Source organism: Nocardia brasiliensis IFM 10847 (genome assembly GCF_000710915.1).
Taxonomy (GTDB): domain Bacteria; phylum Actinomycetota; class Actinomycetes; order Mycobacteriales; family Mycobacteriaceae; genus Nocardia; species Nocardia brasiliensis_A.
This window is the reverse complement of sequence record NZ_BAUA01000178.1, coordinates 1-11,052: the sequence shown is the minus strand read 5'-3', so window position 1 is coordinate 11,052 and position 11,052 is coordinate 1. Positions and strand designations below refer to the sequence as shown.

The following is an 11,052-nucleotide window of genomic DNA, read 5'->3' as shown; positions in this document are numbered from 1 at the left end:
CATTCCCACCGAATACGGGCCGTGGTACGTGCACTATCCGCCCACGCCGATCTCCCGTTTCCGCACCCTGCTGATCAAGTGGGGCGTGCTGGTGGTGACCGCGAACATCGTCTCGGCGGTCTTCCTGATCGTCGGCAAGATCCTGGACATGCCGATCGACCATCCGCTCGCGCTGTTCCTCTACAGCGCGCTCGCCATGATCGCCGTCGGCGCCACCGGATTGTCCATGCTGGCCGCGATCGGTTCGGCGGGCCTGCTGGTGAACCTGATCCTGTTCATCATCCTGGGCCTCCCGTCCTCCGGGGGCACCGTCCCGATCGAGGCGACCCCGCAGTACTTCGGCTGGCTCGCCTCCTTCGAACCGATGCACCAGGTGTTCCTCGGCATCCGCGCCATCCTGTATTTCGACGCGAACTTCGCAGCGGGCCTGTCCCGCGGCGTCTGGATGGCCGTCCTCGGTCTCGCCATCGGCCTGGCCTTCGGCGCCGCCATCACCCGCTTCTACGACCGCAAAGGCCTGCACCGCACCAACCGGGTCGAAGCCTGACCGGCATCGGGGCGCGAAGATGACGGCTGAGAAATCGTGGATCGAACGGGCCGCGCAGGTGGCCGACGAGGTGCTCGCGCCGCAGGCGCGGACCGTCGATCGGGACGGGGAGATTCCGCGGGCACACTTCGATCGGCTGGCCGAGGCCGGGTTCTACGGCGTCGCGCTCCAGGACGATCTGGATCCGGCCACGTTCACCGAGGCCGCCGAGATTTTGATCGCGGGTTGTTTGGCGACAGCGTTCGTCTGGGCGCAACATCACGGGGTGGCGCGACGGGTCAGTGGGTCGCCGAATCATGAACTGCGCGAACGTCTCACCGCGGAGCTGCGGGACGGGCGGATCCGCGCCGGTGTCAGCTACGCCGGCGCGGCCGAACCGCCGTCGCTCGTCGCCCGCCGCACGGCGGGCGGCTATCTGCTCGAAGGGACCGCACCGTTCGTGAGCGGCTGGGGCATGGTCGACCTCGTCGGGGTGATGGCACGGGACAGCGCCGACGAGAGCGCCCTGGTGAGCGTCGTCGTGCCCGCTGTCGAAGGGCCGCAGCTGCGGGTGCGGCAGATCCCGTTGGTCGCCGCGAATGCGAGCCGAACCGTGACCGCGACCTTCGACGAACTGTTCGTCCCGGACGCCGACGTCGACACCTTGGTTCCATTGCAGAAGTTCCACGACTCCGCCGCAATTGCCGTGTGGCGCAACGGCTCGTTGCCGCTCGGCCTCGTCCGCCGTTGTGTCGCCGAGCTCGAAACGCTCGGTGCCGACCATGAGGCGCTGCGCGAAGCAGCCGTGCACATCCGAAAGGAATTGGACGCGGGCCTTTTTGGGCAAACCGACCTGTTCGTCGCACGCGCCCGAGCCTCCGAATTGGCCTTGCGCACCGCCGCCGCGCTGATGACCGCTACGGGCAGCCGCGGCATCGTGACCGGTTCCACCGCCGAACGCACCCTCCGCGAAGCGACGTTCACCCTGGTCTTCGGTTCCCGCCCGCCGATCAAAACCGCACTCTTCGACCACCTCACCGGCACTGCCGGACAACCCTGACCGAACTCCGCTCACCAAACCCCTTGCGGCCCAGTCGCTATGGGGTCAGTTCCGTCCGAAGCGGGCGATCGGGGGCACCTGGTTCCACGGCGTGGTTGCCCGCCCAGGAGAGCACGCCGACAGGGGCCAACCCACAACGCGCGGCGGACGACGACATCCGAGCTCAACCGCATTCAATAGCCAGTGCGCGGCTGCAGGGCGCGATTACCCGCCGCACAAAGCGTGCCCAACGCCTCGACGCGGCGAGATCCGACGGTCTGCGCGCACCACCCAGCCCAGCCCCGGCGGACGCGGCGGACCTGCGCCCGGCGTGGCGTCCCTGCGCCCGCGACACCGTCAGGTCCTCGGCCAGTACGGCCTGGCCCGGGCGATCGCCGGAGTGAGGACTTCAATCCGCTGCGAGGCGGGCCATGGGGAGCCAGTGCGCGGCTTCAGGGCGTGATTGCCCGCCGCGCAAAGCGTGCCCAACACCTCGGCGGCGGCAATATCCGACGGTCGGCGCGCCACCCAGTTCAGCCCCGGCGGACCTGCGCGCGGGCGCGGCGGACCTGCGCCCGCGACACCGTCAGGTCCTTGGCCAGTATGGCCCGGCCGGGGCGATCCCCGATTCAGGTCTTCAATCCGCGGCAAGGCGGGCTATGGGGAGCCAGTGGGCTACTTCGGGGGCGCGGTTGCCGGAGGCGGTGAGGGTGCCGGAGGTGACGGCGGCGTCGAAATCCAGGAGGCCGGTGGCGAGTAGTAGCCAGGTGCGAGGGTCGGTTTCGACGACGTTCGGGGGTGTGCCTCTGGTGTGGCGGGGGCCCTCGATGCATTGGACCGCGACGAACGGTGGCACCCGGACCTCCACCGAGTGGCCGGGTGCCGAAGCGGCCAGTGTGCGTGCTGTCGCGCGGACCGCCGCGGCGAGTTCGGTGCGCGCAGGGGCTGTCACCGATTCATCCCGCAACCATTCGCTCACCGCATCCACCGCCGACCGCAACTCGGCCGGACTCACCGTTTGACGTGCCACCCCGCCGACATTACCGACGCCCCCGATTCGACGCCTCGGCGTCCTTCCCAACCCCCGCCATCCGCCCTAGCCCGCCCACGTCCTCCCGGTCGCACGCCAGCACCGAACCGCACCGCACTCCTACCGCGCACAAACCTTCACCTCGCGCACGACTTGTCACGCCCAGCCGTTTGCATGCTCTGTCGACGCGCACGAATTCGCACGCCGCGCAGAGATTCTCACGCCGCGCGGAAAGTCGTCGACCAATACGCGCGCGCCGCAACAACTCGTGCGCGGCGCGAAAACCCACGCGCGGCAGAGCAACTCACGCATGGCATGCGATCGCGCGCGGCACAGCAACTCGCGCGCCGACATGACAACTGGTGCACGGCACGGCCACTCGGACGCGGTAAGGGGGTCGGTGCAGCCCAGCAGTGCGGCACAGGCCAGCAGAGTAGCGCAGGGCAGTATCGACCAGACCGGCAGAGCCGAACAGGCCAGGATCGACCAGACCGGCAGAGCCGAACAGGCCGGGATCGCCCCAGGCCCGTAGAGCCGAGCAGGCCGAAATCGTCCCGGACCAGCACAGCCACACACGCCAGAGTCGCCCCAGACCGGTAGAGCCGCTGAAGGCGAGATCGCCCCAGACCAGCAGCGCCACCGAGGGCAAGATCGCCCCAGACCAGTAGCGCCACCGAAGGCAAGATAGCCCCAGACCGGTAGAGCCGCTGGGAGCGGCCCTACCTGGCTCGGGATTCAGGCGGCGGGTTGTTTGGGGGTGGCGCGCATGCCTACGTAGCAGGCTTCGGTGCCGTCGGTGAGCGTGCTGAAGACGACGGGCATGTAGTCCTCGCTGAATGAGGGGCCGGCGCCGGACGCGGCGAAGACGGTGGGTGAGACCGGGGTGAGGTCCATGCTCAGGGGCGGGGACATGTTCTTCATGTCGTCGACGAATTCGTAGAGCATGTGCGCGGATCCGTCCACGGGCTTGCTGACCGTGATCACGACACCGGCTCGCCGGTAGGTGCCGACGAACGGCGCGATGTCCACCTGCACCGGAGGGTCGGCCGGGCCGAAGGCCTCCGGCATCCGCACCCCGGCCAAGTCGCCGAGCAGTTCACGCAACAGCGCCGCGTAAAGCTGGCGTGCGCCACCGCCATTGGTGAGCAGCGCGACCGCCACCCCGGCCTCGGGGACGACCCGCAGGTACGCGTACTGGCCGATCGCGGCACCGTCGTGGCCGTATCCTTTGATGCCGTCCCAGTCGTACAGGGTCCAGCCCAAGCCCCAGCCGTCCGCGCTGACCGACCACTTGTCCGGCACGTCCACCACCTGATGCTGCATCGCCGCAACGGCTTTCGCGGACAGCAGCACGGTGCCGTCGGCGGCGCGACCACCGTTGAGATGCACGCTGGCGAAGCGCACCATGTCGCCCGCGGAGGTGATCACCCTGGCCATCGGCGCAACCGCACGGGGCATGATGTCCCACTCCGGCGCGGGTTCGGGGTAGGCCCCCGGCGCACCGAGATGGCTCATCGCGGTGGGGAACTTCAGCGCCTGTTCCGGCAGTGTCACCAGATGGTCCAGGCCGAGCGGGGTGGCGATCAGATCCTGTAGTGCCTGATCGAAGGTGGTGCCGGTGATCACCTCGATGATGCGCCCGAGCACCCCGTAGCCCAGGCTGCCGTAGGACATCGCCGTCCCCGGTTTGCAGTCGAGCGCGACTTCCCTTGCCGCCTCGACATATCGGGCGAGGCAGTCGTCGCCGCGGCCGCCGTCGAAGTTGAAGTCGTTGGTCACGCCGCCGGTGTGGCTGAGCAGCTGACGCACGGTGATCTGTTGGGTGGCTTCGGCATCCGGCGTCGCGAACTCGGGCAGCACGTCCTTCACCCGGGCGTCGAGGTCCAGTTCGCCCGCATCCGCGAGGCGCACGATCATCGTCGCGGTGTAGACCTTGGCGACCGAACCGCACAGGAACACCGCGTCGGTGGTGACCGGTACGCCGGTGCCGCGATGCAGTACTCCGCTGGCGATTTCGTGGATTTCACCGTCGACCAGCACAGCCAGCGCCGCGCCGGGTACATGGTGCGTAGCACGCAGTTCGTCCAGGCGCTGCTGCCAGTGCGCCAGGGGGAACGTCCGCCCAGCCGCATTTCCACCCGGCTTCCGGCCCTCTTCGACGCCCTGGCTCACCGTGTTCGACATGTTCTTCTCCTGCTCTTCCAGTCGGCGCGCACGCCGTTCCCTTATGCGAACACTGTACGCATGAAGGAACGTCGTACGCAACAGTCGTCGCGGAAACGTCAGGAAATGCCGGTTCACTACCGATTCAGCGGAATTCGGCGATGACACGGACTGCCTGACCGGCAGCCCGACTCAGCTCGGCGCGGGAACGCGCTAGCGGTCGCCCCCGGCGACCGGCCCATTCGACGATGGCCGCGCTCGGCCCGGCCCGAAGGACAGTCGCCGAGCCAGTTGCGGCGCGAGGGCACCACCCGCATTGGTGGCGAGATGCAGCAGAGCGGGAGCCGTGGCGCTCGCGGTACGCCGGCGGAGCCGGCCGAGGACGAAACCGCCCGCGGCGGTGGCGGCCACGGTCACCGGAACACTGTCACCCGCGGCCTGTGCCGGATGGACATGCCAGAAGCCGAAGGTCGTCGAACCCACGAGGGCTCCCACAATCGAACCGAAAGCATTGTCCAGCAAGGGTTCCAACGTCGCGCGGAAGATCAGCTCTTCGCTGTAAACCGTGCCGATCGGAATATGCACACCGACCCACTCGGCGATCGGCACATCCGGTGCTCGATCAGCAGCCGCAGCCAACCCGCGACGCGCCGACGGAACCGCAAGGGCCACACCATAACCGGCGGCGACCAGCGCCGCCGACGCCGCGCCGTATCGAAAACCCTTCGCAGAGAGCCAATCGGGCACACCCTGAAAGGCAACCGCGTAACCCGTGGCGAATCCGGCATTGGCCGCGGTCCGCCCCCGCACGCCGAGCCCGAGCCCGGGCAGCACCAGGTTGCTCCAAACCAACGGAATCCCAATGGCAGCAAAGGCTTTCGGTAAACGCCTCACTTGATCTTCCGTTCGAAATCCTCGGCGGACTCGATCTCGGCCCTGATCCGGTCCGACATCGCCGCCGACCAGTCCGGCGGCGCCGCCACCGCTGCCCAGCCGTCCAGCACGAGGCTGCCGTAGCGGTGCCCGTGCCCGTCGGTGACGCCCTGAGCATTGGTGAGGTCGGCGGCCACCTGCCAGAAGGTGACGAACGGCCACCAGCGCATCTGCGAGGAGACATCCGAACCGCGCGGCTCCGAGAGCCAATCCGGTTGCGAGAAGATGAGATCGGTCGACCACCAGACGATCGGGTCCGAGGCGTGTTGCAGGTACGCGATCCGCGGCGGCCGCCACTCGGTGGACGGACGCGCGAGATCCGCACTGTCCGAGGCGAATCGCACGACCAGGCCGTCGGCATAGACCGGCTCGACCTCGCGCGAGCCGGGATCACGCCGCGAAACGAACTGTTCCCACAGCCGATTCGAGTTCGGCGGCCCCACCCAGAGCGCGCCGTCCACCTTCGTCCGCAGGTCGGCGAGCCCGTCGAACGCCGCCTCGGAACCCTGCGAGCCCAGGCTCTCCCCATAGACCAGCAGCTTCGGCCGCTGCTGTTGCGGGCGCGCACTCCAGTGCCGATACACCGCGTCGAACAGCTCTTTTCCGGCCGTCGCGGCCTTGCCTCGGTCGGCCAGGAACGACAGCACACTCGGCAGATACGAGTACTGAGTGGCGATGATCGCGCTATCGCCGCCGTACATGTACTCGATCGCTCCGGCCGCCATGGCATTCACCCAACCGGTGCCGGTGGTGGTCACCACCACGAGCACCTTGCGGTCGAAGGCGCCGGTGCGTTCGAGCTCGGCGGCCGCCAGTTCGGCGGGTTCTTCGCCGTTCTCGGCCGACTCCAACCCGACGTAGGCGCGGATCGGCTCGCGTGCGGGCTTGCCGGTCACTTCGCTGATCTTGCTCGCGGTCGGTCCGTGCGAGACGAACCAGCGCCCCTCGAACCCGAGGGTCTCCCATTTGGCCAGTGACGCGGGACTGCCGGAACGTTCCGGTTGGGTCGGCTGGACCGCATTCGTCGAGGTGTGGTCGTTGCGCACGCTGAACGCCGAATTGGCCACCGCGAAGAAGGCCCGCGAGGCCACGCCGTTGAAGATCGTCACGGTCAGCACGACGAGCACCAGGAAGCCCGCGGCGGGCGCCAGCTCGCGCGGCACCCGGACCCATCGGTTGAGCAGCCGCGCCAGGAACAGGATGGTCTCGCGCACCGTCCGGTACGCGGCCACCACGGCCGCGCCGACCGCCATGCTCAGCAAGCCGGTGCGCAGATACGCCGGTGTCGTGGTGCCTTCCATGCCCATCAGCGCGGTGATCTCGCGCTGCCAGCGCGCCGACTGGACCAGCATCAGCGCCGCGCTCAACGCGGCGGTGAACAGGATCGCCGACTTCACGGCGTAGCGCACCCAGGTGGGCGGCGGCGGCAGGAACTTCTGCAACCGCGGCCGCACCCACAGCCGGAACAACCACTCGAGCAGACAACCGACGCCGTAGCCGAGCGCGGCGTTGACTCCACTGATCAGACCCTGGAACAGCCAGTCGCGCGGCACCAACGACGGCGTCACCGACAGCGCGAAGAACAACGTGGCGAAGACCAGTCCGACATAGTTCAGGTCGATGACGTCTTCCACGCGCCGCACGACGACGACGCCGCGCGTACGCAGCTTCGTCAGGGTGGAGGCGGTCTCTAGCACGAAACTCAGCGCGTGCGGAGTTCGGCCGCGAGCAGTTCCATAGCGATCATCATCGCAACAGTATGGCGGTCCGGTTCCGCCTGCGAGCGTTGGCCAGGCCGCCACGCGGAGTATCGACACAGATCACACCGGCCTACCGCACCTGTCGTCTCGCGCAGCGGCGGACCGGCAACTACCCAGGGTGCTCGAGTAGTTGTACACGGTTGTGCGAGTGCGCGTGTCGCCAGAATTCTTGGTATGAGCACTCCCAACGCACAGCCGAAGACCACCTCGGCCTTCGTCGCCCAGGCCGCGATCGCGTTCGGCGTCAGCTTTTTCGGGGCGGGCGCGGGCATTCTGTATCTGCCGCTGGACATCTGGCAGCGCGGCTTTCTGGCGATGAGCCTGCTCTTCCTGGTCACCAGCACCTTCACCTTGGCGAAGGTGGTGCGCGACCAGCACGAAGCCGCGACCGTGCACGGTCGCATCGATCAGGCACGGATGGAAAAGCTGCTCGCCGAGCACGATCCGTTCAACACCATCGCCTGATCACGCTCCTGGGCGGGCCCGGTGACGAGGGGTCCTGGCCCGCCCAGGCCAGCGGACCGACTCCTCACTTGAGTGAGCGTTCCCGAACGGCCGACTCCGCCAGGTAGTTTCGGATCCGGTCCGAGAGATCGGCGGTCCAATCCGGCGGCTGCGCGATCGCGGCCCAGGCGTCGAGCACCAGCGTGCCGTAGCGGTGCCCGTGCCCATCGTTGACGCCCTGCGCATTGGGCAGATCGGCGGCGACCTGCCAGAACGTGACGATCGGATACCACGCCATCGTCGGCGACACGTCGGAGCCGCGCGGCTCGCGCAGCCAATCCGGTTCGCTGAACAACAGATCCGGCGACCACCACACCACCGGATCGGACGCGTGCTGCAGGTAGGCGACGCGCGGTGTCAGCCAGGTGCTCGACGGCTGCCACAGATCACCGCGACCGTCCGCGAAGCGCACCACGAGGCCGTCAGCGTAGGTCGGCAGTACCTCGGGGGTCCCGGGATCGCGCCGCGCGACGAATTCACTCCACAACCGGTTCGAGTTCGGCGGCCCCACCCAGAGCACGCCGTCGGTCCGGTTGCGCAGGTCGGCGAGACCGGAGAACGCGCCTTCGGCCCCCTGCGAGCCGAGGCTCTCCCCATAGACGAGCAGCTTCGGCCTGGCCTCGGCCGGCCGCGCCGACCAGTGCTGGTAAACCTTGTCGAACACCAGCTTTCCCATCCGGGTCGCCTTGTCCTTGTCCGACAGGAAGGACAGCACGCTGGGTAGATACGAGTACTGGGTGGCGACGATCGCGCTGTCGCCGCCATACATCATCTCCACGGATTCGGCGCTGGTCGAGTCGACCCAGCCGGTGCCGGTCGTGGTCACCACCACCAGGACCTTGCGATCGAAGGCCCTGGTGCGTTCGAGTTCGGCGACGGCCAGTTCGGCCTGCGCCTCGGGACCGTCCGCCGATTCCAGGCCGGTGTAGACCCGGATCGGCTCCTTGGCCGGTTTGCCGGTGACTCTTTCGATATCCACGGCGCTCGGCACGTAGGAGACGAACCACCGCCCCTCCGAACCGAGGGTCTCCCACTTCGCCAATGAGGCCGGGCTGCCGGATCTTTCGGGCAGCTGCGGTTGCGTGGCATTGGGCGAGGTATGGCTGTTGCGCACGCTGAACGCCGAATTCGCCACCGAGAAGAAGGCTTTCGCCAGCACGCCGTTGAACAGCGTGACGGCCACGATGGTGACGATCAGGAAGCCGAGCGGCATGGCGAGGCGGCGCGGGACGTGCACCCACTTCGTCAGCTCACCCGCGACCCACCGCACCAGCCAACGCACCGCTCGAAACACGCCGATCACCAGCGCGATCACGGCGGCGCTCAATGCACCGGTGCGCAGAAAGCCGCTGGTCGTGATGTCGTCCATGCCCATCAGCTGGGTGATCTCGCGCTGCCAGCGCGCCGACTGCACCAGCATGAGCACCGCGGCGAGCACACAGCCGAGCAGCACCACCACCTTCACCACCGCTGGCAGCCAGGTGGGCAGACGCGTCACCACCTCGGTGACCTGCTCGGGCAACCGCGGCCGAATCCAGCTGCGGTACATCAACTCCAGCAGACAACCGACGCCGTAGCCGATGGCCGCGTTGACCCCGCCGATCAGTCCCTCGAACAACCAATCCCGCGGCAGCAGCGACGGCGTCAGCGACAACGAGAAGAACAGCGTCGCGACGACCAGACCCACATAGTTCGGGCGAAAGAAACGCTCGACGGCGCCGACGATCCGGCCGGCGCCGTCGCGCATACGTACTACTGAGACCGCTCCAGCCTCAGCCGCCATCAGAGCGCACTTGCTCCGAACAACTTCGGCAGCGTGCCCTCGTGCGCGGCTCGCAACTCGTCCATCGGGACGGAGAACTGTCCTTGCACCTCCACCGAATCCGCGCCCTGGTCGACCACGCCGATGCGCACCCACGGCAGTTCGCGGGCGGTGCACATCTTGGTGAACCGGGTCTCCTCCGAGCGCGGCACCGCGACGAGCACCCGGCCCGCCGATTCGGAGAACAGCGTGACGAACGGGTCCGCGTCCTCGGGAAGCAGGATGCGGCAACCGGTTTCACCGGCCAGCGCGGCCTCCACCACGGCCTGGATCAGGCCGCCCTCCGAAAGGTCGTGTGCGGCACTGATCATGCCGTCGCGCGAGCCCGCGGTGAGCACCTCGGCGAGCAGCTGCTCGCGCGCGAAATCGACCTTCGGCGGCACGCCGCCCAGGTGGTCGTGCACGACCTGGGACCAGATCGAGCCGTCGAATTCATCGTGGGTGTCACCGAGCAGGATCAGGGTCTCGCCCGGCTCCAGCCCCAGCCCGGTCGGGATGCGCCGGTGCACGTCGTCGATGACGCCGAGCACGCCGACCACGGGGGTCGGCAGGATGGCCGTCTGCCCGGTCTGGTTGTAGAAGCTCACGTTGCCGCCGGTGACCGGAATGCCCAGCGCCACACAGCCGTCCGCGAGGCCGCGCACGGCCTGCTGGAACTGCCACATCACGCCCGGATCCTCCGGCGAGCCGAAGTTCAGGCAGTTGGTGACGGCCTTCGGGGTCGCGCCGGTGGTGGCGACATTGCGGAACGCCTCGGCCAGCGCGAGCTGCGCGCCGGTGTACGGGTCCAGCTTGGTGTAGCGGCCGGACGCGTCGGTGGCCAGCGCGATACCGCGCCCGGTCGACTCGTCGATCCGAATGACGCCCGCGTCGGCGTGCTCGGCGAGCACGGTGTTGCCGCGCACGTAGCGGTCGTACTGCTCGGTGATCCACTTGCGGCTGCACAGCTGCGGGCTGGCCAGCATCTGCAGCAGCGTGGCGCGCAGTTCGTCGCCGGTCTTCGGGCGGGTCAGCTTGCCGGTGCTGTCGGCGATCAGCGCGTCCTGCTCGTCCGGCCGCTGCACCGGGCGCTCGTACACCGGGCCCTCGTGCGCGACGGTGCGCGGCGGGACGTCGACCACGGTCTCGCCGTGCCAGGTGACGACCAGCCGGTCGCCGTCGGTGACCTCGCCGATCACCGTGGCGAGCGTGTCCCACTTGCGGCACACGGCCATGAACGCGTCCACGTTCTCCGGGGTCACCACCGCGCACATGCGCTCCTGCGATTCGCTGGAG

At 68.3% G+C, this 11,052-nt stretch carries 8 protein-coding genes and 1 pseudogene; 3 read left to right on the top strand and 6 right to left on the bottom strand.

The window, feature by feature from the left end; translation table 11 throughout:
- Positions 1-547 (top strand): annotated as a pseudogene (locus tag NBRGI_RS34695) (ABC transporter permease); the annotation flags it as partial.
- Positions 548-566: 19 nt separating this feature from the next.
- Complete coding sequence (locus tag NBRGI_RS34690; protein WP_029901399.1) at positions 567-1,586, top strand: acyl-CoA dehydrogenase family protein; 1,020 nt, start codon at positions 567-569, stop codon at positions 1,584-1,586.
- Positions 1,587-2,202: 616 nt separating this feature from the next.
- Here NBRGI_RS34690 and NBRGI_RS34685 read toward each other — a convergent pair.
- The 4 genes from NBRGI_RS34685 to NBRGI_RS34670 all read right to left on the bottom strand — a co-directional run bounded on the left by NBRGI_RS34685 (position 2,203) and on the right by NBRGI_RS34670 (position 7,388).
- On the bottom strand, positions 2,203-2,595 hold the full coding sequence (locus tag NBRGI_RS34685; protein WP_029901398.1) for a sterol carrier family protein: 393 nt from the start codon (positions 2,593-2,595) through the stop codon (positions 2,203-2,205).
- A gap of 735 nt (positions 2,596-3,330) precedes the next feature.
- On the bottom strand, positions 3,331-4,779 hold the full coding sequence (locus NBRGI_RS34680; RefSeq protein ID WP_029901397.1) for a serine hydrolase domain-containing protein: 1,449 nt from the start codon (positions 4,777-4,779) through the stop codon (positions 3,331-3,333).
- A gap of 192 nt (positions 4,780-4,971) precedes the next feature.
- The gene (locus tag NBRGI_RS34675) at positions 4,972-5,610 is read right to left on the bottom strand and encodes a CPBP family intramembrane glutamic endopeptidase (protein WP_235211200.1); all 639 of its coding nucleotides are present in this window, start codon (positions 5,608-5,610) and stop codon (positions 4,972-4,974) included.
- A gap of 38 nt (positions 5,611-5,648) precedes the next feature.
- Complete coding sequence (locus tag NBRGI_RS34670) at positions 5,649-7,388, bottom strand: alpha/beta hydrolase (RefSeq protein WP_014981462.1); 1,740 nt, start codon at positions 7,386-7,388, stop codon at positions 5,649-5,651.
- Positions 7,389-7,625: 237 nt separating this feature from the next.
- Here NBRGI_RS34670 and NBRGI_RS34665 point away from each other — a divergent pair, with 237 nt between their 5' ends.
- Complete coding sequence (locus tag NBRGI_RS34665; protein ID WP_029901394.1) at positions 7,626-7,916, top strand: YiaA/YiaB family inner membrane protein; 291 nt, start codon at positions 7,626-7,628, stop codon at positions 7,914-7,916.
- Between the two features lie 64 nt (positions 7,917-7,980).
- On the opposite strand, the gene NBRGI_RS34660 is transcribed toward NBRGI_RS34665, so the two are convergent.
- Together NBRGI_RS34660 and NBRGI_RS34655 are read right to left on the bottom strand one after the other, a co-directional pair.
- The gene (locus NBRGI_RS34660; protein WP_036561974.1) at positions 7,981-9,702 is read right to left on the bottom strand and encodes an alpha/beta hydrolase; all 1,722 of its coding nucleotides are present in this window, start codon (positions 9,700-9,702) and stop codon (positions 7,981-7,983) included.
- A gap of 35 nt (positions 9,703-9,737) precedes the next feature.
- On the bottom strand, positions 9,738-11,052 hold a 1,315-nt coding region (locus tag NBRGI_RS34655; protein WP_029901392.1), incomplete at its 5' end, for an AIR synthase-related protein.